This window comes from Globicatella sp. PHS-GS-PNBC-21-1553, assembly GCF_033564055.1.
Lineage (GTDB): Bacteria > Bacillota > Bacilli > Lactobacillales > Aerococcaceae > Globicatella > Globicatella sulfidifaciens.
The window spans coordinates 1,079,929-1,105,298 of record NZ_CP085470.1 but is presented as its reverse complement, the minus strand read 5'-3'; the positions used below and the strand labels follow the sequence as shown (position 1 = coordinate 1,105,298).

29 protein-coding genes, 2 tRNA genes and 1 other annotated feature are annotated in these 25,370 nt (G+C 34.8%); of the genes, 3 read left to right on the top strand and 28 right to left on the bottom strand.

Annotation, left to right across the window (positions count from 1 at the left end; translation table 11 throughout):
* Window positions 1-365 precede the first annotated feature (365 nt).
* The gene (locus tag LB888_RS05220) at window positions 366-1,235 is read left to right on the top strand and encodes a helix-turn-helix domain-containing protein (RefSeq protein ID WP_318753820.1); all 870 of its coding nucleotides are present in this window, start codon (window positions 366-368) and stop codon (window positions 1,233-1,235) included.
* A 183-nt stretch (window positions 1,236-1,418) separates the two neighbouring features.
* Window positions 1,419-2,297 (top strand): LysR family transcriptional regulator, encoded by an 879-nt coding sequence (locus LB888_RS05215; RefSeq protein ID WP_318753819.1) that lies wholly within the window; start codon window positions 1,419-1,421, stop codon window positions 2,295-2,297.
* A 286-nt stretch (window positions 2,298-2,583) separates the two neighbouring features.
* On the opposite strand, the gene LB888_RS05210 is transcribed toward LB888_RS05215, so the two are convergent.
* From LB888_RS05210 to LB888_RS05075, 28 genes are all read right to left on the bottom strand, one after another.
* Window positions 2,584-5,085, bottom strand: a complete 2,502-nt coding sequence (locus tag LB888_RS05210; protein ID WP_311920722.1) for an ATP-dependent Clp protease ATP-binding subunit — start codon at window positions 5,083-5,085, stop codon at window positions 2,584-2,586.
* A 13-nt stretch (window positions 5,086-5,098) separates the two neighbouring features.
* A complete protein-coding gene (locus LB888_RS05205) occupies window positions 5,099-5,566 on the bottom strand; it encodes a CtsR family transcriptional regulator (RefSeq protein ID WP_101813770.1) in 468 nt (155 codons plus the stop codon).
* Between the two features lie 104 nt (window positions 5,567-5,670).
* Window positions 5,671-6,219 (bottom strand): ECF transporter S component, encoded by a 549-nt coding sequence (locus tag LB888_RS05200; protein ID WP_318753954.1) that lies wholly within the window; start codon window positions 6,217-6,219, stop codon window positions 5,671-5,673.
* A 676-nt stretch (window positions 6,220-6,895) separates the two neighbouring features.
* A tRNA-Leu gene (locus LB888_RS05195) sits at window positions 6,896-6,981 on the bottom strand.
* A 37-nt stretch (window positions 6,982-7,018) separates the two neighbouring features.
* Window positions 7,019-7,091, bottom strand: a tRNA-Thr gene (locus LB888_RS05190).
* Window positions 7,092-7,172: 81 nt separating this feature from the next.
* Window positions 7,173-7,694, bottom strand: a complete 522-nt coding sequence (gene msrA / locus LB888_RS05185) for a peptide-methionine (S)-S-oxide reductase MsrA (protein ID WP_318753818.1) — start codon at window positions 7,692-7,694, stop codon at window positions 7,173-7,175.
* A gap of 11 nt (window positions 7,695-7,705) precedes the next feature.
* Window positions 7,706-7,888 carry a hypothetical protein gene (locus tag LB888_RS05180; RefSeq protein ID WP_318753817.1) on the bottom strand — a complete coding sequence of 61 codons (183 nt, stop codon included), beginning with the start codon at window positions 7,886-7,888 and terminating at the stop codon, window positions 7,706-7,708.
* An 11-nt stretch (window positions 7,889-7,899) separates the two neighbouring features.
* Window positions 7,900-8,097: a hypothetical protein gene (locus LB888_RS05175; protein WP_318753816.1), complete on the bottom strand. Its 198-nt coding sequence runs from the start codon at window positions 8,095-8,097 to the stop codon at window positions 7,900-7,902.
* Entirely contained in the window at window positions 8,094-9,017 is a 924-nt protein-coding gene (locus LB888_RS05170) for a D-alanyl-D-alanine carboxypeptidase family protein (protein WP_318753815.1), read from the bottom strand. The genes LB888_RS05175 and LB888_RS05170 overlap by 4 nt, the downstream gene beginning before the upstream one ends.
* Window positions 9,018-10,103, bottom strand: coding sequence for a HAMP domain-containing sensor histidine kinase (locus tag LB888_RS05165; RefSeq protein ID WP_318753814.1), 1,086 nt, complete (start codon window positions 10,101-10,103; stop codon window positions 9,018-9,020).
* Window positions 10,104-10,155: 52 nt separating this feature from the next.
* Window positions 10,156-10,851, bottom strand: coding sequence for a response regulator transcription factor (locus LB888_RS05160; protein WP_318753813.1), 696 nt, complete (start codon window positions 10,849-10,851; stop codon window positions 10,156-10,158).
* Window positions 10,852-11,025: 174 nt separating this feature from the next.
* The gene (gene rplL, locus LB888_RS05155) at window positions 11,026-11,391 is read right to left on the bottom strand and encodes a 50S ribosomal protein L7/L12 (RefSeq protein ID WP_066125051.1); all 366 of its coding nucleotides are present in this window, start codon (window positions 11,389-11,391) and stop codon (window positions 11,026-11,028) included.
* A 40-nt stretch (window positions 11,392-11,431) separates the two neighbouring features.
* Window positions 11,432-11,938: a 50S ribosomal protein L10 gene (gene rplJ / locus LB888_RS05150; RefSeq protein WP_078755138.1), complete on the bottom strand. Its 507-nt coding sequence runs from the start codon at window positions 11,936-11,938 to the stop codon at window positions 11,432-11,434.
* A 28-nt stretch (window positions 11,939-11,966) separates the two neighbouring features.
* Window positions 11,967-12,091 (bottom strand) — a sequence feature (ribosomal protein L10 leader region).
* A gap of 56 nt (window positions 12,092-12,147) precedes the next feature.
* The gene (gene rplA, locus LB888_RS05145) at window positions 12,148-12,837 is read right to left on the bottom strand and encodes a 50S ribosomal protein L1 (protein WP_066125047.1); all 690 of its coding nucleotides are present in this window, start codon (window positions 12,835-12,837) and stop codon (window positions 12,148-12,150) included.
* A gap of 84 nt (window positions 12,838-12,921) precedes the next feature.
* Window positions 12,922-13,347, bottom strand: coding sequence for a 50S ribosomal protein L11 (gene rplK / locus LB888_RS05140; RefSeq protein ID WP_066125045.1), 426 nt, complete (start codon window positions 13,345-13,347; stop codon window positions 12,922-12,924).
* Between the two features lie 127 nt (window positions 13,348-13,474).
* Window positions 13,475-14,284 carry a hypothetical protein gene (locus tag LB888_RS05135; protein WP_318753811.1) on the bottom strand — a complete coding sequence of 270 codons (810 nt, stop codon included), beginning with the start codon at window positions 14,282-14,284 and terminating at the stop codon, window positions 13,475-13,477.
* 6 nt (window positions 14,285-14,290) lie between these two features.
* Window positions 14,291-14,836: a transcription termination/antitermination protein NusG gene (gene nusG, locus LB888_RS05130; RefSeq protein ID WP_318753810.1), complete on the bottom strand. Its 546-nt coding sequence runs from the start codon at window positions 14,834-14,836 to the stop codon at window positions 14,291-14,293.
* A gap of 99 nt (window positions 14,837-14,935) precedes the next feature.
* Window positions 14,936-15,109 (bottom strand): preprotein translocase subunit SecE, encoded by a 174-nt coding sequence (gene secE, locus LB888_RS05125; RefSeq protein ID WP_078755134.1) that lies wholly within the window; start codon window positions 15,107-15,109, stop codon window positions 14,936-14,938.
* A gap of 19 nt (window positions 15,110-15,128) precedes the next feature.
* Window positions 15,129-15,284, bottom strand: coding sequence for a 50S ribosomal protein L33 (gene rpmG / locus LB888_RS05120; protein ID WP_071407821.1), 156 nt, complete (start codon window positions 15,282-15,284; stop codon window positions 15,129-15,131).
* A 135-nt stretch (window positions 15,285-15,419) separates the two neighbouring features.
* On the bottom strand, window positions 15,420-16,025 hold the full coding sequence (locus LB888_RS05115) for a sigma-70 family RNA polymerase sigma factor (RefSeq protein ID WP_311920711.1): 606 nt from the start codon (window positions 16,023-16,025) through the stop codon (window positions 15,420-15,422).
* 37 nt (window positions 16,026-16,062) lie between these two features.
* Window positions 16,063-16,605, bottom strand: coding sequence for an NYN domain-containing protein (locus LB888_RS05110; protein ID WP_318753808.1), 543 nt, complete (start codon window positions 16,603-16,605; stop codon window positions 16,063-16,065).
* 19 nt (window positions 16,606-16,624) lie between these two features.
* Window positions 16,625-17,413, bottom strand: a complete 789-nt coding sequence (gene rlmB / locus LB888_RS05105; protein WP_066125031.1) for a 23S rRNA (guanosine(2251)-2'-O)-methyltransferase RlmB — start codon at window positions 17,411-17,413, stop codon at window positions 16,625-16,627.
* A complete protein-coding gene (locus tag LB888_RS05100; protein ID WP_318753807.1) occupies window positions 17,410-17,820 on the bottom strand; it encodes a Mini-ribonuclease 3 in 411 nt (136 codons plus the stop codon). Before LB888_RS05100 ends, rlmB begins: the two co-directional genes overlap by 4 nt.
* A complete protein-coding gene (cysS, locus tag LB888_RS05095) occupies window positions 17,820-19,247 on the bottom strand; it encodes a cysteine--tRNA ligase (protein WP_318753806.1) in 1,428 nt (475 codons plus the stop codon). Before cysS ends, LB888_RS05100 begins: the two co-directional genes overlap by 1 nt.
* A gap of 60 nt (window positions 19,248-19,307) precedes the next feature.
* Window positions 19,308-20,783 (bottom strand): glutamate--tRNA ligase, encoded by a 1,476-nt coding sequence (gene gltX, locus LB888_RS05090; protein WP_318753805.1) that lies wholly within the window; start codon window positions 20,781-20,783, stop codon window positions 19,308-19,310.
* Window position 20,784: 1 nt separating this feature from the next.
* Window positions 20,785-21,918, bottom strand: coding sequence for a PIN/TRAM domain-containing protein (locus LB888_RS05085; protein WP_078755127.1), 1,134 nt, complete (start codon window positions 21,916-21,918; stop codon window positions 20,785-20,787).
* Window positions 21,919-21,932: 14 nt separating this feature from the next.
* The gene (radA, locus tag LB888_RS05080; RefSeq protein WP_276649847.1) at window positions 21,933-23,309 is read right to left on the bottom strand and encodes a DNA repair protein RadA; all 1,377 of its coding nucleotides are present in this window, start codon (window positions 23,307-23,309) and stop codon (window positions 21,933-21,935) included.
* A gap of 20 nt (window positions 23,310-23,329) precedes the next feature.
* Window positions 23,330-23,896, bottom strand: coding sequence for a dUTP diphosphatase (locus tag LB888_RS05075; protein WP_276649845.1), 567 nt, complete (start codon window positions 23,894-23,896; stop codon window positions 23,330-23,332).
* Between the two features lie 224 nt (window positions 23,897-24,120).
* Between LB888_RS05075 and LB888_RS05070 the strand changes: the two genes are divergently transcribed.
* Complete coding sequence (locus tag LB888_RS05070) at window positions 24,121-25,227, top strand: ABC transporter ATP-binding protein (protein WP_276649843.1); 1,107 nt, start codon at window positions 24,121-24,123, stop codon at window positions 25,225-25,227.
* Window positions 25,228-25,370: the final 143 nt, after the last annotated feature.

Genomic DNA, 25,370 nt, shown 5'->3' with positions numbered 1-25,370 from the left:
ATGGCATATAGTTAAAATTGACATGATATTTGCTTCGGGTAGTCATCCTGCTTTTTAAATAGCCTTTATACAAACCATTCGTTAGTCATCTAGCACTATAGTTACAAGTAAAATACAGTGATTCTCATCAAGTATGAGGATGGCTCTTTAATTTTTCCAACATGATTCCTCTTATCTTCAAGCCTATTACAAAAATTGAGTTTAATAAGTAGGATTTTCATACTCTGTATTATTTTATATGCCTAAGATCCATTCGACATTTTTTATTACATCCTTGTTTTTTGTTGCATTCTTACTCTAAAAATATACTTTCAAGCTGCACTTATGGTACACTATTAATAACTAATTTTCAAGGAGAGGATATTTTGATAAATTCCATTATACAGCTCTTTCCAGAAGCGCTGATTAATCCAACAAATGTTGAGGATTTGAGACAGACGCATCATATTATTACCGTTGAAAGTCAAATAATGGCGATTCCTTTTTCTTCCTTATCTCATAAAGAAATATCGTTACTTAACATTGTCAGTGATCAAGGTGACATTATTCCAATTACTCGAAACTCTCATTGGCAAAACTTTCTGGAAAATAAATCAAGTAATATGCCAATTATTTCAGGAAATCTTCAAATTTTGCATATCAATTTCAGAAAATTGCCAGAAAACTTTGACGATGAACTTTGGTTTAATACACTAAAGGAATCAAGCCATCAGATTATTGATTGGTTTACTAAAAATGAGCGTCGATATAGTGTTGTTTTAAGAATCAAACCCAACGATGAAATCTCAATTGATCAACTCCTTGGTGTTATTCAATCGTTAGATGCTGATTTTGATACGGTAACTCAAGCAATTATTGGTTTAGTCCATCAATTATCAGTCAACTTACCCATGCGTTATGAGGAAGAACTTGCTATTGTTGAACAAAGTTTTCAAACGGAATTATTAGGTGTATTAACTCAAATTACCCCTGTCTTATTAAAACAAATTGGTAAAAAAGCGCTCAGCGATTTACCCCTATTGACTCCTTTAAAACAAGTTATTATGAATAATACGGAATATTCTTCTCTGGTTGAAACATTATTTGAAAATCAAGGAAACTTGTCCCAAACTGCTGATAAACTCTTTATTCATCGGAATACTTTAACTTATCGTTTGCAAAAATTTTATAAAGAAACAGGCATGCAATTACAATATTTACCTGATTTAATGATCTGCTTCCTCTGCCTTGCCTAGTAACTATTTTTATTACAACTCTTAGTCGCTTCTATGAAATGATTAGAGTCCCTGTTATTTTTATTACATTATTCTAGTGTTCGATAAATTAATAAATAGTGCTTATAATAGGCTTTTATGCTATAATAATGAATGAATTTAACATTATTCTTTTGATACTCACTGAATATTTTGGAGGTTATTATGAACTTACGAGACTTAGAATATTTCAAATATTTAGCTGAAAGTTTGAGTTTCACTAAAACAGCTGAACATTTTTTTGTGTCTCAACCTTCTATTTCGATTGCTTTAAAAAGATTAGAAGATGAATTTGAGACCACTTTAATTCAAAGAGAAAGATCAGCTAAAAATATCCATTTAACACCGACTGGACATACCTTATATCAACGCACTATCGATATGCTAGGTTTATATGCCCAAACGAAGCTAGAAATTAAAGCAGTGGGGATTGATACGATTCAGCTAGGTTTAGTTCCATCAATTGGAAATTTATTTTTACCTCAACTTTTAGCGAATGCTAACGATTATTTACAAAACTTAAAATTGATTGAAGAGAATACAACTGATGCATTATTCGATTCATTAAGAAAACAAAAATTCTCAATTGCTATTATTGCTCACGATCAACCAACATTTGCTAATCTATGGGTTGATACATTTCCTATTGCGAAAAGTCCATTAAAGTTATTCGTCTCACAAAACCATCCTTTAGCTAGATATCGTGAACTAAGCTTAATGGAACTCGTTGATTTACCTTATGTTTCTTTATCAAATGGTACTATCCACGAAAAATTATTCCAAAATTGGGCCACAACAAATCAATTATCGTTGGATAATGTGTTTTACTGCAATGATATGAATACTCTCACTTCACTTGTTGCTTCTGGTGAAAGAGTCGCACTTTTAATGGAAAATGTCTCTCTAAATCGTGATGATTTAGTTGCGATTCCGATTAAGAACCCACCAGTTGGTTACTTGAATTTAGTTATTAACAATGAAATGGTGTTATCTGATACGCAAAAAGCCTTTAATGATTTATTAATTAAAAGTATTGAGGGTTAATCAATAGAGTTCGTACCGTTATATCCAAAAATAAATCAAACAAAAAGAGTTAGAACCTATTCCTATTGGAGTAGTCCTAACTCTATTTTTTGAGCCAAAATTTATTATCATTTTGACAATTGTCTTTTTTTAAATGGCATTCTGAAAGTCACAAGGGAATTAAATTTTTTTGATATTGATTGCTGAACGACCGTCATATCAGTGACCCTAAAAGTAAGAAGATTTTCTATCATTTTTGGGAGTCACTGTCGAATGATTATCTTGATTTCTTAAATGAATGACTCGATTATTTACTTCGCTCTTTACTACGGTTATTAATATTTATCGAACCACTTCTACCACCAATCGTGATTTTGTCACCTAAGGCAATTGTACCACTTAATAGTAGTTCACTTAATTCATCTTCAATTTGTTTTTGAATAGCGCGTCGAATTGGTCTTGCACCATACTCTGGATCAAACCCTGCTTCAGCAATAATATCGACTGCGGTATCCGTTACACGGGCTTCAATTTCTAATTCTTCTAAACGTTTCACAATTTCAGCAGTATGTAATTTAACAATCTCGCGAATATTTTCCTTACTTAATGAGTGGAAGACAACTGTCTCATCAATACGGTTTAAGAATTCTGGACGGAATGCACGTTTTAATTCTTCACGTATTCTAGATTCCATCGCTTCATGGTTTTGTGTTACTGATACTGCACCAAACCCGACTGATTTCTCATCCCTTAAGGCTGTTGCTCCTAAATTGGACGTCATGATAATAATAGTGTTTCTAAAGTCTACTTTTCGACCTTTACCATCTGTTAAATGACCATCATCAAATACTTGTAGTAAAATATTAAAGACATCTGGATGAGCTTTTTCGACCTCATCTAATAATATAACACTATACGGCTTTTGACGTATTTTTTCAGTCAATTGCCCTGCTTCTTCATACCCCACATATCCTGGAGGTGATCCTACTAAACGAGAGACACTATGTTTTTCCATATATTCAGACATATCAATCCGAATCATACTATCTTCACTACCAAACATTGCTGTCGCTAAGGTTTTGGCTAATTCCGTTTTTCCAACACCAGTAGGTCCTAAAAATAGGAATGATCCAATTGGACGTTTTGGTGATTTCAAACCACTACGAGCTCTACGAATCGCTCTGGCAACTGCTTTGACCGCTTCATCTTGCCCGATTACACGTTCATGTAATTCAGCTTCTAGATTAATCAATCGTTTGCTTTCACTTGATTCCATTTGTTGGACTGGCACTCCCGTCGCTAAAGCAACTACCTGCGCCACATCTTGTGCTGTTACTTTCAATTGTGATACAGCTGAATCATCATTTGCTTTTTCTTTGGCTTTATCAAGTTCTGCTAATTGCTCTTCTAGAGCCACTTCTTTTTCTCTTAAATTTGCGGCTTCTTCAAAATCACGATTGAGAATTGCGGCTTCTTTTTTATTGCCAATTTCAGCTAACTGATGCTCAATTGTTTCAGTCGTGACTTTGTTTGGCATAATCGCAGAATCAATACGAACACGTGCAGAAGCTTCATCAATTAAATCTACCGCTTTATCTGGCAATCGTCTTGCTGTCATGTAGCGAGAACTTAATTTTACAGCGGCATCGACTGCTTCGTCAGTAATTTCGACTTTATGGTGATCTTCATATTTTTCTTTTAGCCCGTTAATAATTAAGATGGATTCTTCTTGACTAGGCTCATCAATTTGTACTTTAGAGAAACGTCTTTCTAATGCTGCATCTTTTTCAATATACTTTTGGTATTCATCTAAAGTAGTGGCACCTACTACTTGTATTTCTCCACGAGCTAAAGCAGGTTTTAATATATTGGAAGCATCAATCGCTCCTTCAGCTCCCCCAGCACCGATTAATGTATGCAATTCATCAATAAACAGAATAATATTACCATCTTCAGAAATTTCTTCGATAATTTTTTTCATGCGCTCTTCAAATTCACCGCGATATTTCGTTCCCGCTACTAATGCTCCCATATCTAACATAATTAAACTTTTCTTAGCGATATCTTGAGGAACATCTCCTTGAATCATTCTTTGAGCTAATCCTTCTGCTATAGCTGTTTTACCGACACCTGGTTCCCCAACTAAGACCGGATTGTTTTTGGTTCTACGACTGATAATTTGCACAATTCGGTGAACTTCTTTTTCACGTCCAATCACCGGATCTAATTCATTTTGTCTAGCTAGCTCAGTTAAATCTCTAGAAACAGAATCAAGTGTTGGTGTTTTAGACGTCTTTTGTGGCTCTTTATTGTTACGAGGATTTCTTCTACGTCGATTGTTACCACCACTGCTTGGGTCTTGACTAGCTAGGCCAATTAATTCATAAATTGTTTTACGTAATTCATCAAAATCGACACCAACGTTTCTTAGTAAAACTGTTGCTAAAATTTCTTCTTTTAAAATACCTAATAATAAATGCTCGGTTCCAACTTTTGGAGCGCCTAAGCGTTTCGCATCATTGGAAGCATTCATAATAACTTTTTTGGCACGTGGAGAATAAGGTATGACTCTTTCGGCATTGAGTCGTGGTTGGCTAAATTTTCCATGAATGGCTTCTAATTCTAGAATTAATTCATTGAAAGTAGCGCCATGTTCTCTTAATGCTTTTCCAGCAATTCCAGTTTCTTCACGAGATAAACCTAATAATATATGTTCTGTGCCGACTGCTTGATGTTGCATATAATAGGATTGTTCTGCAGCATAAATCATCGCTTGTCGTGCACTTTCTGTAAATAGTTCTTCAAACATTTTTATTCACCTCTTATTCGTATGTATAACGGAGTTGGTATAGAAAAGTTTTAAGTAATTGAGCTCTCGCAATTTGTTCTTCCTCCGTTATTGTTTGTAAAACAGCTTTTTCAATTACAGATAAAATCAAAGCAGCTTCCCTTTGAGTTATAATCTTTCTTTCTGTTAAAGTTTCGATGATATTGATCCCGTTTCGCTGACTTATCTGATTGCCAATTAAATCAATCATTTGATCGATTTCGTCTACTTCATCTACCAGATGGACTTTCAGTATTCGGATATAGCCTCCGCCACCTCTTTTACTTTCCACTAGGTATCCATGTTCTTGTGTAAAACGAGTATTAATAACATAGTTTATTTGCGAAGGCACACAATCAAATCGATCGGCAATGTCACTTCGCTTGATTTCAAGATGTTCTTGATTTTCCAAATACGCTTTTAAATACGCTTCAATAATATCCGTCATATTTCGTTGGGTCACAGTCTCGCCTCCTTTAACATTGACTTTCTTTGACCATTATACAATAATAATTCCACTTTGAAAAGAGGAACGACTTAAAACCTTATATTTCGATCCTTATTTAGCTAATTTTGTTTTAATTCTTGATAATTGACCGCATATCGTTGGAATAATTTATTCAACAATGGAAATAATAAGATAAAAAATACCACATTACCAGCTGAATGAGCCAAATCAAAAGGTAAACCATTTAAATAATAAACCCAAAAGTTTTCTACTTGTATTAAAAAAGTCCACAACCACGAAATACTAAAACCAAATAATATACCTGCAATACCGGTAACTACTGCTCGACTACCAAATAATATATAATCACTTTTTACCATTTTCTCTAATAATCTATTGCTGAAGTAGACAAAAATAACGACGATAAGATAACTTATAATTTGTAACACGACCCATGGACCCATTCCCAAAATGAGATTTGAAACTAGCATCGTCAAAGATGATACGATAACGCCATCTTTAAAACCTAATAAAATGGTCACAATTGCGATAATAGCTGTAACGGGTTGTATATTCGGTATGAATGCAAAGAAAATTCTCCCCACCACACATAATGTTGTTAATAGAGCAACTTGCGTAATCCATAATGTAAAACTTTTTTGTCTCACCAATTTATTCCCACTCCTTACGACATTCGAAAATGCTTTTATCTATTTATATTCACTCACTATTATACCCGGAAACAAAGTCATTGAGTTCAAATTTTAAATAGATACACAATTATTTGGTGATTATAACGGGAGTGGGCAAGAAGTAAAAAGTTAAATAATTTCACTTCTTCTGTCCACCTCCGCACAGTTGGGAGGGGACCAGATGTAGAAAATTGAATGATTTTCACTTCGTCTGTCCACCCCCGCACAGTTGGGAGTAGACCAGAAGTAGAAAATCGAATGATTTTCGCTTCGTCGGCCTACCCCCGCACAGTTGAGTAGGCCTCAAACAAGTCGAAAGACGCAGGTTGAGACCACTCAACCACTGCGCTTTTAATTTATGAATCATAACTTGATTGAGTTTACCAAATTTATCTTTAACCTCATTAAGACGCAGTTTGAGGCCACTCAACCACTGCGCTTTTAATTACCGAACAATAATCTTGACTAAAATTTATTAAGTTTAAGTCCAGCCTCATGAGCAGTCACATAAGAACTACTTTACATAATGACTACTAATAATTGAATAACTGACCAGAGAAAGAGTTGTTTTATTAGTACCTAGCCAAAAAAAGACCCCAGTTGCTACTACAACTGAAGTCTAAGAAACACTGACAGATCAATGTTTAAATTATGCCGAGGACCGGAATCGAACCGGTACGGGTATCACTACCCGCAGGATTTTAAGTCCTGTGCGTCTGCCAGTTCCGCCACCCCGGCAAAGGACATTTTGGAACCATTGATTATTATTAATCAATGCCGGCTAAAGGACTTGAACCCTCGACCCTCTGATTACAAATCAGATGCTCTACCAACTGAGCTAAGCCGGCCTGTGAATGTGATTCACAACATGATTAATAATACCTTATTTACATCTATATTGTCAATACAAATTATGACATTTTTACGAATTATTGCTGAAATCTCTCAATAAATTGGTCTCTTCCGGAACCTTGTCGATACCGTTGATAATGAGTCGGATTTTTCTTATAAAAATCCTGATGATAATCTTCAGCAACAAAAAATTCTGTTGCTTCAGTAATCGGTACTACAATTGGTTTTGAAAATCGTTGACTCAAATCTAAATGTTCTTTGGATTGTTCAGCTAATTCTTTTTGTTCAGGAGTAGTATAAAATATTTCTGGTCGATACGAAGAGCCGCGATCAACAAATTGTCCTGCTAAATCCGTAGGATCAATGACAGACCAGTATACTTCTAATAGCTTTTGATAAGAAATTATCGCTGGATCATAGGTAATTTTTACCGCTTCAGTATGGCCAGTCATTCCTGTTTTTACTTGTTCATAACTTGGATTCAAAACATGACCACCTGTATAACCTGATTCAACTGAAATAACCCCTGGCCACTGATCAAATGGATGGACCATGCACCAGAAACAACCACCTGCAAAAATAGAAACTTCTTGACTCATCTATATCACCTCTAATTAAATATGTTAGTAAAAAATTTTCGAATTGCTTCGATTATCGTTATAATAAATCTCATTACTGATTGTAAAAATTTTCCAAAAATAGATTTTTCAGGTATCGATTCATTCGCCACTACCTGTACTTCACTGTTTTGAGCCGTTGGTAGGTACTCAATGGCATAATGTTGAAAATCCATTTTTAATGTTCCTAAAAATCTCCTTTATCTATTGGAGCGGTTATATAATTTTGGTATCCAGTTTTCTCTTCATTGGGTATAAATTGATAATCAATGTTTAATTGATTATCGCCTTTTGGTACACTAAGTACGAAATCATCTGTATAAACAGAATGTATGACATCTCTTGTACCTCCATCTACATTTATAACAGGGATTTCATCGGTCAAACTCTCTTTTTTACAATAATCTTCGTATCAAAACTGCTCTTAGCATATTGAATCAATTGTTCAACAGGATAATAGGGGTCTTCTTGATTCTCTGACACACCGATTACTACCGCTAAATAGGTCGTCTCTTGATCACTGCTACTTATCACTTGATTATAGCCATTTTGGGGAGCATAGCCAATAAACATTCCATTGACTGACAGTTTGGTGTCTTTTAATAATGGATTATTGCTTGTTGTTTGAAAAGCATCATCTGTATCTGCTTTAAAATTTAATTCCTTAGTCGAGGCATATTCTAAATATTGTGGATAATCTTTGTATAATCTGAAAGCCACTGTTGTAATAGCCTCCGCACTCATTTTATTAGTTTGACCTTGATACTCTCCTACACCTGTCTCATAGTCATTAGGTAACCCCAAACTATCGACAAATTGATAATTTGAAAGTTGCCATTCACTTAACTTTTGTTCCATTAATTTTATAAAATCTGCTTCATTGGATGCAATTTTTTCAACTAGAGCCAACGCTGCACCATTCGCATTTTTTACTGCGATGGCCGTTATTAACTCTTCTACCGTATATGAAAAATCCTGTCTTAAAGGAACGTTCGGTATATCATAATCTTGACTGAGCTCATAAGCAGAATTAGAAATAGGGACTATATCCTCTAAATTAATTTTTTCTGTTTCAATTTGTTCAAAAACTATATATAGCAGTAATAATTTTGACAAGGATCCAATTTCTAAAAGATCTTCAGAATTTTTATTAAAGAGAACCTGCCCATTATCACCATTGACTAACATCATAGACTGAGCAGGTAAATTTTCAATATTTAATTCTTGAGCACTGACTAAACTATGCTTTGGTAGCACCAGTAATACAGATAATAATAAAATCAATATCTTATTAATCATCTTCATTTATAATCTACTCATCTCGATTCTAAATATCATTTCGTTATTCTCAATCATAGCATAAATGATACCATTATGTAACTCTACAATATTTCTAGCGATTCCTAAACCAAGACCCGTCCCAGGAATAGCAGAATTTCTTGAGGTATCTGCCCGATAACTTCTTCGGAAAACTTTTTCCAATTCTTCTAATTTTAGAAGCTCACCGTTATTGACTACATCCATAATGATCTGGTCATCATCTATTAGGTTAGCATTCATTTTTATTTTAGTGGCACCATGTCCATATTTTAGCGCATTTGATAATAAGTTATTAAATACTCGTGCCATTTTTTCTGGGTCAAAATGAACAATTAAGTTTTTAGGCATCACATTGATTTCAATTTCAATATTTTTTTCAGCTGCTTCTAATTCAAATTCTGCTGCCAGTTGTTCAAAGAAAAAATCTAGATGAACTTCTTCAGGGGTAACTTCATATGAAACTAATCTCGAAGCGGCGTAATCAAACAAATCATTGACCATCACTTGCATACTCATTGCTTTTTGATAAGCAATATGAGTATATTCTAGTAACTGTTCTTCTGATTGATACCGTTTGTTTTCAATTAAACCTAGATAGCCGATGATAGAGGTTAAAGGGGTTCTTAAATCATGACCCACATTGGCGATTAACTCATCTTTAGTCTTTTCTATTCGACGTTCTTCCTCCATCGCATGAACCGTACTATCTACCAAAGAATTAACACTCCGTACAATTTCTGATAATTCATCAACCTGCATATCTGGAATTCTTAATTGATAATTCCCTCTCGCAATATAAGTTAAGTATTCCAAAAGATGGTTCAAGTGGATAGTAGAAATCTTACGCTTCATCTGCCAATATGTCAGTCCTATTCCTAAAAAAATCATCACAACAGCAAAAGATTGTTTTGCTAATTCTAACTTTGCAGGAGTCCACTTAAAATATTCATAAGCAGTCATTTCTTCTTCGCCATACATACCTATAGGCAGGCTTAAGAACTCGATAAACAGGAGTGTGACACCCAAGTGTAAAAAGTAAAATACCCCCATGGTAAGTAAAATTTCTAACACTAATTCAACTATTTCGTGTCGTCGAAAATTTACTGTAGGTAGTTTGTCTTGACTATGCTTCAATTTTATACCCAACACCCCATACTGTGCGGATTACTTTTTCACCACCAGTCGCTTCCTCAATCTTATCTCTTAAGTGACTAACGTGAACCATAACCGTTTTGGCACTGACAACACTTTCTTGATTCCAAACAGCTTCAAAAATTTCATTCGCACTAAATACGCGATTAGGATGACTCGCTAATAAAAATAAAATTCCAAATTCTATTGCGGTAAGTTGAATTTGAACACCAGAAAGAGTTATAACTTCATGAGATTCCTTCTTAATTTCCAGTGGACCGACCATAAGGGTGTCCGGTACTTCTGGTTGCATATAATTTTGTTGGCGTCTTAAAATAGATTTAATTCTAGCAACAACTTCTAATGGATTAAATGGTTTGGTGATATAATCATCGGCACCACTAATTAATCCTTGTATTTTATCTGTATCTGATGATTTAGCACTTACCAGAATAACAGGTAAGCTCTTTTGGTTTTTTCGAATATATGATAAAACTTTCAAGCCATCCACTTGCGGGATCATAATGTCCAATAATACCATATTTAGATTTGTTCGTTCCTCTAAAATATTTAACGCTTGTTGACCATTATAGGCTTTTAAAACCTCATAACCTTCGTTTTGTAAATAAATATTGAGCAACTCCACAATTTCACGATCATCATCTACTATTAAAATTTTTGTATTCATCACTTCACTTCCTTTTTCAATACTCTACTCTATTATACCTATTTTTTTTATATTAGTGTTAAAAAATCATTTAAAATAAGTAATTCTTAGGAAATTTTTATTTCATAGCAAAAAAAAGAATGATGATTTCCATCATTCCTTTCTTATTTGTATGAAATAATAACCTATCGAAGATTATTTTACTTCTACAGAAGCTCCAACTTCTTCTAATGAAGCTTTTAATGCTTCAGCGTCTTCTTTAGATACGCCTTCTTTAATCGCTTTAGGAGCGTTGTCAACTAATTCTTTAGCTTCTTTTAATCCTAAACCAGTAGCTTCACGAACTGCTTTAATAACTTTGATTTTTGAGTCTCCAGCAGATGCTAAGATAACATCAAATTCAGTTTTTTCTTCAGCAGCAGCACCACCAGCAGCAGCTACAGCTACAGGAGCAGCAGCAGTTACGCCAAATTCTTCTTCGATTGCTTTTACTAAGTCATTTAATTCGATAATTGTTGCTTCTTTAATTTCAGCAATAATGTTTTCAATATTTAAAGCCATTTATATTTCCTCCGTTTATGTTTTTATAAGTAATAATTGATTATGCTGCGTCGTCTTCTTTAGATTCAGCCACAGCTTTGATAGCCAATGCAGTATTGCGAACTGGCGCTTGTAATACAGAAAGTAACATTGATAATAATCCATCGCGGTCTGGTAATTTCGCTAAAGCGTTAATATCTTCAGCTGAAGAAACTTCACCTTCAATTAAACCACCTTTGATTGATAAATGTTCTACTTTATCAGCAAATTCTGCAACAATTTTAGCAGGTGCCACTACTTCAGATTCAGAATAAACGATAGCTGATGGTCCTACGAAAACTGAGTCCATACCTTCGATACCTGCTTCTGCTGCTGCACGACGTAAAATAGTGTTTTTAACAACTTTCATGTAAACATCGTTTTCACGTAATTCTTTACGTAAATTAGTAACTTCTTCTACAGTTAAACCTAATGAGTCTACAACGACTACTGATGCAGCTGCTTTTAATTTCTCTGCAACTTCTGTTACTTCTTCTTGTTTTTTCATGATTACTGTTTCTTTTGTCATAAGTTTCACCTCCGTCTTATTGAGCTAGAGATTTTCAAAAAAATCTCTATGTCACCTTAGACACAGAGAGATAGATCCATAAATTCGGAACTTCCTCGGCAAGAAATTAAGGCGTTCGCCACTTGCTGTCTACGGTAGTTTAACACTTTATATATAATACAAAAAAGAATATTATAAGTCAACCCCTAAATGAGGTTGACTTTCATTTTTTAAATTGTTGTTGGATCGATTTTAATTCCAGGGCCAAATGTAGTACTTAAAGCTAAGTTAGTGATATAAGTACCTTTAGCAGTAGCTGGTTTTAAGCGAACGATTTGATCGTGTAATGCTTTAAAGTTATCTGCTAATTTAGCATCTTCAAATGATACTTTACCAATTGGCACGTTTACGATACCTGCTTTGTCGGCACGGTAAGTAACTTGTCCTGCTTTAATGTCTTCAACAGCTTTAGTAACATCCATTGTTACAGTACCTGTTTTAGGGTTAGGCATTAATCCTTTAGGTCCTAATACACGTCCTAAACGACCCACTTGACCCATCATATCAGGTGTTGCTACCATTACATCAAAGTCTAACCATCCATCGTTTATTTTATCGATTAAGTCAGCTTCACCAACAAAATCAGCACCTGCTGCTTCTGCTTCTTTAGCTTTTTCGCCACGAGCGATAACAACAACACGAGAAGTTTTTCCTGTACCGTGTGGTAATACCATAGCCCCACGAATTTGTTGATCAGCTTTTTTTACGTCAATGTTTAAATTGTATGAAACTTCAACAGTCGCGTCAAATTTTGCGAAGTCGATTTCTTTTGCTAAAGCGATAGCTTCAGTCATGTCATATTTTTTAGTGCGGTCAACTTTTTCTAATGCTGCACTAAAGTTTTTGCTTTTTTTAGCCATTTTTTATTTTCCTCCTATACTTGTGGTTATAACGGTTTGACCTCCCACACCCGATAGAAAACGGGGCGAGAAACTACACTGCGCTTAATCTTGGACAGTGATACCCATAGAACGAGCAGTACCTTCAACGATGCGCATTGCTGCTTCTACGCTAGCTGCGTTTAAATCTTCCATTTTAGTTTCAGCAACTTCTTGAACTTGTGCTTTGGTAATAGTTGCTACTTTTGTTTTGTTTGGTACACCAGAACCTTTTTGGATACCAGCTGCTTTTTTCAATAATACTGGTACTGGTGGTTTTTTAGTGATAAATGTAAATGAACGGTCTTCATATACATCAATTACTACAGGAATAATGAATCCTGCTTGGTCTTGTGTGCGAGCGTTAAACTCTTTACAGAACCCCATAATGTTGACTTGCGCTTGACCTAAAGCTGGACCTACTGGTGGAGCTGGGCTTGCTGCGCCGGCTGGAATTTGTAATTTAACTTGTTTTACTACTTTTTTAGCCACGAAAATTCCTCCTATATCTTTTTATTCGTGATGTGGTTTATGGAAAACCATTTCCTCCCACTCATTGTGCGTACTTGCGCACCCAAGTATACTAACACATAACGTGTTAGAAATCAAGAAGAAAGTATTATTTTTCAATATCTGTTTTTGATTTTTGATTTTGTTGATTATTTAAGTGTGTTAGATAGATAAATAATGCTACCATCATCACGCCTATTGCCAATGTACAGATAAAAATCATATTGTTAGCGTAAGGAAATTGCTTGTTATGATGTTGTATGGCTAATCCGAATACACCCAATATTATCGCAATCATGATTATACCATTACCGTATTTTGCATAATAATAACTTGAAAATAAAGCTAATAACAATACCGTCATAATGGCTACAATCACCCATAAGATGCCACTAAATGTGATGCCAACTGACTTCATATAAGCGAATAAAGTCACAACGGTTTCAAATATTAACCAACCAACAAAAAATCCAGACGGAAATTTAATTAACCAACTATTTTGTCGTAATTGACTATTTTGGCTAATGATTCGAATCCCTTTTAATAGATAATTAGTCGCAGCCGCAATAAATATTAACGACAATAATAAGGAATGATTCAACCAGCTCACTATCCAAAAAATGGTCATTAAGCAACCAATACTGACTATTTCTTTCAGTTGGTGATCAAAGATTTGTTTAAAGCGTTGATTCTTTTCGAAATATTCGATATAAAGTAAATTCGTAATCAGCCAAAAGATACTGATTGCGCCAATATACAAATAATTTTTATGAGGCATCAATAATGATGGGTATATCTTTTGAAGGCTTTCCAAAGATGGTAGTATCATATTTGGAAAAATTACCAAACTTATTATTGTTAGCGTGAAACCTAATAATAATGAATAAATAATCGGAATTCTTTTAAATATATCATTCATAGTGGATTAAATCTCTTGTTTCTTAACTTGATGGAATTCGATTTCTGCTTCAGTCTCACGACCAAACATTTCAAGTAAAACTTTTAATTTTTGATGTTCTTGATCAATTTCAACAATTGAACCATTTAAACCGGAGAAAGCACCCTCCACAATTTCTACATAATCGCCAACTTTTACATTCAATTCTACACGTTGTACTGGTGTTTCGACATCGCCTAAGATTTGATTCATTTCTTCTTCTAATAAAGGCGATGGTTTACTTCCCGCACCGTGAGATCCGACAAAACCTGTCACTCCTGGTGTATTACGTACAATAAACCAAGCCTGATCAGACATCACCATTTCAATTAATACATATCCTGGAAAAGTCTTTGCTACTTTTCTCTTTTCCTCTCCGTCGACTACTTCAATTATTTCTTCTTCAGGTACCACAATTCTGAAAATATTTTCTTCCATATTCATACTCTCTTTACGTAATTCAATATTTTCTCGAACTTTATTTTCATAACCTGAATAAGTATGAAGTACATACCACTCTTTTTTTGCTTCCATCTTAATTCCCCTCACTTTTTTCCATAATAAAAAACCTACGGCTTGTAGGTTTTTACTTTAACTCTATTATACAGATAAAATACTAATTTGAAAACTATTTTATAATGATACTAACCAATTAATTAAATTAGCAAATACAGTATCAACACCTGCAAAATATAAACCAAACAAAATAATCATGACAATAACTGTCCATGTATATTTGTTAATTTCGCCTACAGACGGCCAATTTACTCTTTTTAATTCTTCGAAAACACCTTTAATATATCCCATCGTTATCTTCCCATCCTAACTATTTCGTTTCTTTATGCACTGTATGTTTATTGCAATATCTACAAAACTTTTTAATTTCTAATCTGACATTTTTTCCAGATTGTGTTGGAGTCATGTGGTAATTGCGTTGGCCACACTCCGTACACGCTAAAGCCGTTTTCTTTTGTTGTGCCATAGCAATTCCTCCCCATCGATTTACTTACCACTATATGATATAAATCAATTACTTTTTTGTCAAGATAGAATAAAAGGTGTTGAATTTAATGTTTGCTTATTTTGTTTTTGTGTTAGGCTCGCTTTATCCCCTTTGTCATCCAAAATGCTGTCGACATTTTTTTCGGCAACGTGCTAGCGCATTTTCAATCACTCTTCTATCTTCGTTCATTTTTTTAGCAATATTAGACACACTATTATCTTCTTCCATCATACGATAGATGAAAACCATTTTTTCTAATTCCGATAAATCTTCAATTAATTGTTCAAGAGTATCTTTTGCGATTACCCATTCGAGGGTATCAGGACCCTCTTCAAATAATAAATCTCCATAAGTATACACTTCATTTTTGCCATCAACTAAACTCACTGGTTCATTTAATGATAGGAGATTTAGTTGTTGTTCACGCTTTTTTGCCATTAATTTCCTTAAATAATTAATTAAGCGATTTTCGTATACTCTCGCAAAATAACTGGCAACATAGTATTTTCCCTTGATATCATAGTGTTCAATCACTAACATTAACGCAATGCGTCCTTCTTGAAAGTAATCATCCAATTCAAACCCCATAATAGGGTACTGTCTGAAACATTTTCGATATAAAGGTGTAAAACGATAAAATAATTCATTAAATGCTTCGTCATCAAACTCGGCCTGTAACATTACCACTAATTCTTCATTACTTAAGTAGTCCAAACGCATGATTATCCTCCATTCAATTGGAGAAATGCATCCTCATTTATTCTTTATTTTTCGTTTCTAGCTCACGTCTCAAACGGTCTAAATCTGCTAACTGTTCAATTTGCCATGGGCTTCTTCTTCTTAGCATTCCATTGTAATACGTTGAAATTTCAGTTTTTAGTTGCTGTTTTGTATAAGAAATTTCCACTGCTAATTCATTTGCCGATTGTCTTAACGCGCCTCGTTGAAAAATTAGCCATTGCTCGGCATAGTCACTCGTTGCAACGACTACCCTATTTAGAGGTGTGATATATTGATTAACTTCTCTTTCGATATATGAGTCCGCCGTTTCCCCTTCTTTAGTGAACACAACTTGAAGATCGTACTCATCGTATCTTTGTGTCATCCCGGGAACTAAATAGGCATCAAAAATCACAAAAATTTCATCATAGCCTCTTACTTTTTTAAAATTAGATAGTTCCTGTAATAAGGTATCTCGAGCTAGCGCTAATTCATCTTTTTTCATCAAGCTCGCTAGATGTGGCCATGCCCCTATCATATTATAACCGTCGACAAATAGGATATCTTTTTTCTTAAGCATGTGACCACCTCCATATATTCTACTTACCTAGTCGATTGCGCGCCACTTCGTACATTAAAACGCCTGCTGCTACACTAGCATTTAAGCTTTGAGTGGTTCCAGTCATCGGAATGGTGACTGTCCCATCACAAGCTGCTATCACATTTTGTGAAACTCCTTGGCCTTCATTACCAATAACGAGTGCAATGGCTCCTTCGCTATTCCAAGTACGCATATCTTCACCTGACATGGCTGTCGCAAAAACCCAGACACCTTTTTGTTTTAATAATTCGACTGTTTGAGCAATGTTGGTCACACGCACTACTGGTACTTTTTCAATTGAACCCGCTGAAGTCTTCGCCACGATACCGGTTAATCCAACAGCACGTCTTTTTGGTATAATGACACCATGAACACCAGTGGCTTCAGCTGTTCTTAGAATTGAACCTAAATTATGCGGATCCTCTATGCCATCCAAAATTAATAAAAACGGAGCTTCTTCACGTTCTTGTGCCAATTGAAAGCAGTCTTCAAGTGTTTTATATTCAAATGGCGGCAAGGTAATTGCCACACCTTGATGATTCCCATTGTCAGTTAATTCATCTAATTTAGTTTTTGGGACTTCGATAAAAACGACTCCTTGTTGTTTCGCTGCTCTCAGTATATCTTTAACCCCGCTTCCCGTCAGTCCTTTTTGAATAAATAATTTATTTATTTGTTTTTTCTCTTTGAAAACTTTCATTACGACATGACGTCCGAATAAAACTTCAGAATATTCTTCCTTTTCGATTGATTTCGATCGTTTTTCAGAGTGTTGATGTTGTTTCATTTATTCTCCTCATTTTCAATATATTTAATTGCTAAAGTCATTAACTCAGTACATCGCTCTACTTGATTAGTTAAGGATAGCCAACCAATTAGTGCTTCAAAGCCTGTCGCTTGACGATAATCGCCAATCGAGGCATTTTTTGCCTTGGTATTCGCTTTATTATTACGACCTCTTTTATAAATTTCAATCTCTTTTGTTGACAATCGTTCTTCTGAATCAATCCAACTTTTCATAACTTTTGCTTGGCCTTCAGCTGATACATATTTTATCGCAGCACGATGCAACTTATTAGGGGATGTTTGTCCTGATTGAATCACATGTTTGCGCACAAACTGTTCATATACAGCGTCCCCCACATAAGCTAAGGCCGCACCGTTTAATAAGTCAAAAGGATTAATATCGGTCATTATGTTGTCACTCTTTTCCAAGTTGTTCCTTGAGGCGTGTCATCTAATAAGATTCCTTGTGCTTTTAATTGTTCACGAATCTCATCCGCTTTTGCAAAATTTCGTTCTTTACGTGCTTGATTGCGTTCTTCGATTAATTGTTCAATTTCTTCTTCTAAAGTCTCTGTTTCTTTAAAAATAATACCAAAGATACTCATTAATTGCTCAAACTTAGATTGCATCCATTCAATCACTTCACGATTAACCACTGATGCTTCAAGGTATTTATTCATTACTTTGGTTAAATCGAAGATGACAGTTAAGGCATTCCCAGCTTGAAAATCATTGTCCATTTCAGCTTCGAATTGTTCAATTTTCTCTCTAATCGCTTGTTTAAATTTTTGGTCTTGTTCTGTTAAATCCTGTTCTACTGCATCTTCAAAGCGATGTTTTAGACGACGATTCACTTCTTTTAAGCGTTCCAAATTAGTGGTCGCGTCATGAATTGATTTCTCATCAAAACGCAATGGACGACGATAATGGACCGTAGCCAATAAAAATCTTACCACTAATGGATCGACTTCATTGATTAAATCACGTAATAGTACAAAATTCCCTAACGATTTGCTCATCTTCTCATCATCTTGACCAATCGTCACAAATCCATTATGCATCCAATAGTTACTAAATGTATGCCCTGTAGCACATTCAGATTGAGCAATTTCATTTTCATGATGTGGAAATTGTAAATCTTGGCCCCCTCCATGAATATCAATCGTCTTCCCTAAATATTTCGTTGCCATTACGGAACATTCAATATGCCATCCTGGGCGTCCTTCTCCCCAAGGCGAATGCCAATGAATTTCTCCAGGTTTTGCTTGTTTCCATAGAGCAAAATCAAGCGGATCATTCTTTCTTTCCGCAATTAAATCTTGAACTCGCTCACTCGCTCCCACTAATAATTCATCAATACTTTGATCGGATAATTGACCATATTTATCAAATGAAGATGTTTTAAAATAGACGTCGCCTGATGATTCATACGCATAACCTTTTTCGATTAACACTTGGATGAATTCAATGATATCGCTAATATTTTCCATTACACGTGGATGAAGGGTAGCCGGCATGACATTAATTGCGGCAGTGTCTTCTTTAAAAGCTTGAATGTATTTGTCGGCAATCGCTTCAGGAGTTATTCCTTCTTCACTAGCCGTTTTAATAATTTTATCATCAACATCAGTAAAATTGCTGACGTAATTCACTTCATAACCACGATAGATTAAATATCGACGGATAGTATCAAATGAGACGGCACTTCTTGCATTGCCAATATGAATATAATTATAAACAGTGGGACCACAAACATAAAAATTTACCTTTCCTTCTACTATCGGTTTAAAAATTTCTTTGGTTCTGGTTAAAGTATTATAAATTTGAATGGCCATAATATTCTCCGTTTCTATCAAGAAAGCCTGTCAAAAATGTGACAGGCTTCACTCTATTGATTATATTAAATTTAAAACTTGATCGATATGATTAATTGCTTTTTCTTTTCCTAGAACTTCAATCACACTTGGTAATTCCGGTCCGTGCATTTGACCTGAGACCGCGATACGAATTGGCATAAATAACTGGCGTCCTTTAACACCTGTTGCTTTTTGTACTGCTTTAGTTAAAGGTTTAATATTTTCAGCAGTAAAATCTGCTTCATCTAAATTCTCTAATTGTTCTCGCATCGCTTTGATTACAACGGGTGCGGTCTCATTCGCTAATTCTGCTTTTGCTGCTTCATCAATATGAAGCTTATCTCTGAAGAAAAGTTCAGATACTTCAACGACTTCAGCACCGTATGATACTTGTTCATGATATAAACTGACTAACTTAGTCACCCATTCCATTTCTGCTGCAGATGGATTTTCACTTACTCTGCCTGCTGCTTTCAAATGTGGTAAGGCCAATTCCACTACTTTTTCTAGTGGCGCCTGTTTTACATAAGTATTGTTAATCCATTCTAATTTTTTAGCATCGAATGCAGCCGGTGAAGTTGATAAACGATTTTCATCAAATAAGTCGATTAATTGATCATGTGAGAATATTTCTTCTTCGCCAACTGGTGACCAACCTAATAATGTAATAAAGTTAAACATTGCTTCTGGTAAGTAACCTAAATTACGATATTGTTCGATAAATTGTAAAATACCACCATCGCGTTTACTTAATTTTTTATTGGTCTCACTATTCACGATTAATGTCATATGCCCAAATCTTGGTACTTCCCATCCAAATGCATCATAGATCATCATTTGTTTAGGGGTGTTGGCAATATGATCATCCCCACGTAATACATGAGTGATTTTCATGAAATGATCATCGACTGCTACCGCAAAATTATAGGTTGGCATTCCGTCTCGTTTTTGAATGACCCAGTCGCCAGAAATATTTTTGGATTCAAAAGTAATGGGTCCTTTAACGATATCATCGAACTCATAAACAACATTTTCTGGCACACGGAAACGAATAACCGGAACTCGTCCTTCAGCTTCAAATGCTGCTTCTTGTTCCTTAGTTAAGTGAGCATGTTGACCACCATAATGAGGCATTTCTCCTCTAGCTTTTTGCGCTTCACGCTCTTGTTCTAATTCTTCTTCCGTCATATAACATTTATAAGCCTTATCTTCAGCTAATAATTGTTCAATAAGTGGTTGATAAATGTGCAGACGTTCTGATTGACGATAAGGTCCGTATTCACCTGGTTTTTCTGGGGATTCATCCCAATCAATTCCTAACCAAGAAAGATTATCCATTTGACTTTGTTCACCGTGCTCTAAATTACGTTTTAAATCTGTATCTTCGATACGAATGACAAATTCTCCACCGTGATGACGAGCAAATAAATAATTAAATAAGGCTGTACGAGCATTCCCTATATGTAAATCTCCTGTTGGACTTGGTGCATAACGAACACGAATCTTTTGACTCATATTATAAAACTCCCTTTTTATCATTAGTTTCTATTCTACCGTGTGAGTGGGCCGGTTTAGCAAAAATCATGCGCCCTGCTGCTGTTTGCAAAGCACTTGTTACAATAACATGGATCCACTCGTTCATATAATACTGACCATCTTCTACCACAATCATCGTTCCATCGTCTAGATAAGCGACGCCTTGTTTGCGCTCAGTACCATCTTTTATTACTTGAACATACATTTGTTCTCCTGGAATAACCACTGGTTTAATGGCGTTGGCTAAAGCATTAATATTAAATACTTTCACATTCTGAAATTCACAAACTTTATTTAAATTATAATCATTTGTGACAATCGCAGCATCCATTAATTTGGCTAATCGAATTAATTTACTATCGACTTCTGATATTTCTTCAAAATCACCTTCATAAAACTCAATCGGAATAAGTGCTTCTTTTTGTAACATATTTAAGGTATCAAGACCTTTACGACCTTTTGATCTTTTTAAGGAATCGGCAGAATCTGCAATGAATTGTAATTCCTCTAATACAAAATTGGGGATTACTAAGATTCCTTCAATAAAATTGGTCCTTACAATATCTACAATACGTCCATCAATAATAACACTTGTATCGAGTAACTTGTACTTATACATATTATCACTCGCTTTACGCTCTAGCAACTGTGAATCTTGATTAAGGGCAGTTTCTTTAACATTTTGTCTACTGTTGATTAATTTTCCCCATTCCTCTTTACGACTCATCGCCGTTTGATATCCTACTAAAGCAGAAGTAACAGAAAAAATAAGTGGTAATGTTGAATTTAGAAAAGGTATATTTAGACTATTAAACGGTAATGAAAATAAATAACCAATTAATAATCCTACAAAAATACCAATCGTTCCTAATATTAAATTTGATGTAGCTAAGTTATTAACCCATTCAATTAATCGTTTAATTCCTTTTTCGATGTATGGAGAAAGTGTCATCCCTAATAACATAAAAACAATAATAAAAATAATAGCATTCACATAGAGATTACTCATCCAATTCGGTGCATTAGGTATTCCTTTCCACAATGATGGCGCAATGGTTAAACCAAAACTTAAACCGATTAACATCGAAAGAGCTGTAATAATTTTTTTAAACATCTTTAACCTCCTTTCTATTTTGGAAAAACTTTCATTAAAGCTTGTTTAATTGTTGATACCGGTATAATTTCAATTGCCAATTGAGTATCTGTTGGTGGCTGATTATTTTTGGGTATAAAAATACGTTTGAAACCTAATTTATTTGCTTCGCTAATCCGTTCTTTAATTTGGGTTACTCGACGAATTTCTCCCGTTAAGCCAATTTCACCAACGAAACAATCGTCGATATTGGTCGGTTTATTCCAGTAACTTGAGGCAATACTCACCGCAATAGCTAAGTCGATAGCAGGTTCATCTAATTTAACCCCACCAGTTGTTTTAAAAAATGCATCTTGATTTTGGACCATCAAACCACAATGTTTCTCCATTACAGCTAATAATAAGGAAACCCTTTGGTAATCAATGCCACTCGCTGTTCTTTTAGCATTACCAAAAACAGTTGGTGTCATTAAGGATTGTACTTCGGCTAATATCGTGCGTGTTCCTTCTAATGAAGGGACAACTGTTGATCCGGTAGCTCCAACCAGTCGTTCTTCTAGAAATAATTCTGATGGATTATTCACTTCGGTCAACCCTACATCCAACATTTCAAAAACGCCAATTTCATTGGTGGAACCAAAACGATTCTTTACTGCTCGTAAAATTCTAAAGCGATTATACTTTTCACCTTCAAAATACAATACCGTATCGACCATATGTTCTAACATACGAGGTCCAGCGATATTGCCCTCCTTAGTCACATGGCCTACAATAAAAATAGCAATTTGATTATCTTTGGCAATGCGCATCAATATATTGGTTGTTTCTCTAAGTTGTGATACACTGCCGGCTACGCCATTATGATCAGGTAAAGTCATCGTTTGAATCGAATCAATGATGACCATATCAGGTGATAAACGACTAATCTCATTCGCAATCACAGTTAAATCTGTTTCAGAATACAAGTAGAAATTATCACTATCCATCGAAAGGCGTTCCGCGCGCATTTTTATTTGTGATAATGATTCTTCACCAGAAACATATAATATTTTTTGGTTTTTATTCGCTAATTGTAATGAAACTTGCAATAACAGTGTGGACTTACCAATTCCGGGATCTCCTCCGATTAAAACCAATGAACCCGTTACGACCCCACCACCTAAGACACGGTCAAACTCTGAAAAATCGGTATTGACCCTTGCTTCATTAATATATTCGATTTCATTTAGTTTTTTGGCATAATAATCGTCACCTGTTCTGTTGGACGCAATACTCGCTCGTTGAACCACTGTTGGCTGAACAATTTGCTCTTCCATTTGATTCCATGCGCCACATTCTGGACATTTTCCTAACCATTTAGGTGATTCATAACCACACGCCATACATTCATACATGATTCGTTTTTTTGCCATGTTGTTATTTTATCCTCCGCTTATTCATTATTAGATGAACCGAATCCTCCTGTTCTTTGCTTTTCACCACCGGTATCTTGATCTGTCTTCAAAAATTTAGTAAAAATGCCTTGTGCAATTCGTTCACCTTTTTGAATGGTTTGATCGTTCAAACCAAAATTAATCATTTGCACATAAATATGACCTTCATTTGCTTCATTATTATAGTAATCTTGATCAATAATCCCGACACTATTAGGAATTGATAAAAAACGTTTTAGTGGATTACTTGAACGGTTAATAATCTGTAAGTATTCATCTTCTTGCATATAGGCTTTTAATCCGGTTGGAATTAGGGTTGGTTTCATCAATGTTTCTACTTTTATCGCTTCTTTTGACTTAGATTCCATGGGATGTTGAAAAATCCATTGTTTCATATCTTTCAAAAAATACGTAATCAGTAAACGCCAATAACTTGGTAATACCACCGTTTCTGCCGCTTCAATATCATATCCTGCGGCGTGATGAGTGGCTCTTTTTGGCAAATTGATTGCTTCATTTTGATACTTTGTAATAACTTCAAACCCTCTAATTGCTTGCTGAGTCATCGTTATCCTCCTTGATTTTATTAATCATTTCTATTTTATCACTAAACCACTATTTCTCAAAACGTAATTTCTTGTTTTTTTAAATATTTATTGAAGCTTCTCATTAGTTGAAAGCCTTTTCTACAATTTGTTGAATTTATTTTGTGCACTGGGACGATAGATTATTAACCGTTTCCACTTTATAATTAAATCATACAAATAAAACAAAAGGAGTTATTATTGTTATGGTAGATATTAAATTAAAAAATATTCACAAAAAATATGAAGGTTCTGATTTTTATTCAGTAACTGACTTCAACTTAGATATTAAAGATCGCGAGTTTATCGTTTTCGTAGGGCCTTCAGGATGTGGTAAATCAACTACTTTACGTATGATTGCTGGTTTAGAAGATATTACAGAAGGTGAATTATGGATTGGTGACACCTTAATGAACGATGTTGCTCCTAAAGACCGTGACATCGCGATGGTATTCCAAAACTACGCTTTATATCCACATATGACGGTATTCGACAATATGGCATTCGGATTAAAATTACGTAAATATCCAAAAGATGAAATTAAACAACGTGTTGATAATGCAGCTGAAATCTTAGGATTAAAAGAATATTTAGACCGTAAACCAGCAGCTTTATCCGGTGGTCAACGTCAACGTGTCGCTTTAGGTCGTGCAATTGTTCGTGATGCTAAAGTATTCTTAATGGACGAACCTTTATCAAACTTAGATGCGAAATTACGTGTGCAAATGCGTGCTGAAATTGCGAAATTACATCAACGTTTAAATACCACTACAATTTACGTTACCCATGACCAAACAGAAGCGATGACGATGGCGAGCCGTATCGTTATTATGAAGGACGGAATTATCCAACAAATTGGTACTCCTCAAGAAGTATATAATACACCTAACAATGTATTCGTTGCTGGGTTCATTGGCTCACCTGCTATGAACTTCTTCAAAGTAACCTATAAAGATGGTGTCATTTCTAATAACGAAGGATTACAATTAAATGTAACGGAACCACAACGTCAATTATTAGAATCTCGTGGATATAATGGTAAACAATTAACATTTGGTATTCGTCCTGAAGATATTCAATCAGAACAAGTCTTCTTAGATGCAAATCCTAACTCTATTGTTCACTCTACTGTCGTAGTTTCTGAGTTATTAGGTGCAGAAACAATGTTATATTCTAAAGTTGGGGATACTGAGTTTATCGCACGTGTAGACGCTCGTGACTTCCACAATCCAGGTGAAAATATTGATTTAGGTTTCAACATGAACAAAGCTCACTTCTTTGATAATGAAACAGAAGAAGTTATCCGCGCTTAATTTAACAATGTTTAAATTTTAGGATTGGACAACAATTGAGAATATTTTTATTTTCACACCTTGTACAATGCTTATAATGAATACTATGAGATTTAAAAAGAAATGTACTAATTTCTTTTTAAATCTCTTTTTTCTCATTTATC

Bases quoted from the DNA above. Each gene is read 5' to 3' on its own strand.
- LB888_RS05215 (WP_318753819.1), top strand. From the start codon at position 1,419: ATGAACTTACGAGACTTAGAATATTTCAAATATTTAGCTGAAAGTTTG.
- LB888_RS05210 (WP_311920722.1), bottom strand. From the start codon at position 5,085: ATGTTTGAAGAACTATTTACAGAAAGTGCACGACAAGCGATGATTTAT.
- msrA (WP_318753818.1), bottom strand. From the start codon at position 7,694: ATGAGTCAAGAAGTTTCTATTTTTGCAGGTGGTTGTTTCTGGTGCATG.
- LB888_RS05180 (WP_318753817.1), bottom strand. From the start codon at position 7,888: ATGGATTTTCAACATTATGCCATTGAGTACCTACCAACGGCTCAAAAC.
- LB888_RS05170 (WP_318753815.1), bottom strand. From the start codon at position 9,017: ATGAAGATGATTAATAAGATATTGATTTTATTATTATCTGTATTACTG.
- LB888_RS05160 (WP_318753813.1), bottom strand. From the start codon at position 10,851: ATGAATACAAAAATTTTAATAGTAGATGATGATCGTGAAATTGTGGAG.
- rplL (WP_066125051.1), bottom strand. From the start codon at position 11,391: ATGGCTTTAAATATTGAAAACATTATTGCTGAAATTAAAGAAGCAACA.
- rplJ (WP_078755138.1), bottom strand. From the start codon at position 11,938: ATGACAAAAGAAACAGTAATCATGAAAAAACAAGAAGAAGTAACAGAA.
- rplA (WP_066125047.1), bottom strand. From the start codon at position 12,837: ATGGCTAAAAAAAGCAAAAACTTTAGTGCAGCATTAGAAAAAGTTGAC.
- LB888_RS05135 (WP_318753811.1), bottom strand. From the start codon at position 14,284: ATGAATGATATATTTAAAAGAATTCCGATTATTTATTCATTATTATTA.
- nusG (WP_318753810.1), bottom strand. From the start codon at position 14,836: ATGGAAGCAAAAAAAGAGTGGTATGTACTTCATACTTATTCAGGTTAT.
- secE (WP_078755134.1), bottom strand. From the start codon at position 15,109: ATGGGATATATTAAAGGTGTTTTCGAAGAATTAAAAAGAGTAAATTGG.
- rpmG (WP_071407821.1), bottom strand. From the start codon at position 15,284: ATGGCACAACAAAAGAAAACGGCTTTAGCGTGTACGGAGTGTGGCCAA.
- LB888_RS05115 (WP_311920711.1), bottom strand. From the start codon at position 16,025: ATGCGTTTGGACTACTTAAGTAATGAAGAATTAGTGGTAATGTTACAG.
- LB888_RS05110 (WP_318753808.1), bottom strand. From the start codon at position 16,605: ATGCTTAAGAAAAAAGATATCCTATTTGTCGACGGTTATAATATGATA.
- rlmB (WP_066125031.1), bottom strand. From the start codon at position 17,413: ATGAAACAACATCAACACTCTGAAAAACGATCGAAATCAATCGAAAAG.
- LB888_RS05100 (WP_318753807.1), bottom strand. From the start codon at position 17,820: ATGACCGATATTAATCCTTTTGACTTATTAAACGGTGCGGCCTTAGCT.
- cysS (WP_318753806.1), bottom strand. From the start codon at position 19,247: ATGGCCATTCAAATTTATAATACTTTAACCAGAACCAAAGAAATTTTT.
- gltX (WP_318753805.1), bottom strand. From the start codon at position 20,783: ATGAGTCAAAAGATTCGTGTTCGTTATGCACCAAGTCCAACAGGAGAT.
- LB888_RS05085 (WP_078755127.1), bottom strand. From the start codon at position 21,918: ATGTTTAAAAAAATTATTACAGCTCTTTCGATGTTAATCGGTTTAAGT.
- radA (WP_276649847.1), bottom strand. From the start codon at position 23,309: ATGGCAAAAAAACGAATCATGTATGAATGTATGGCGTGTGGTTATGAA.
- LB888_RS05075 (WP_276649845.1), bottom strand. From the start codon at position 23,896: ATGACTCAGCAAGCAATTAGAGGGTTTGAAGTTATTACAAAGTATCAA.
- LB888_RS05070 (WP_276649843.1), top strand. From the start codon at position 24,121: ATGGTAGATATTAAATTAAAAAATATTCACAAAAAATATGAAGGTTCT.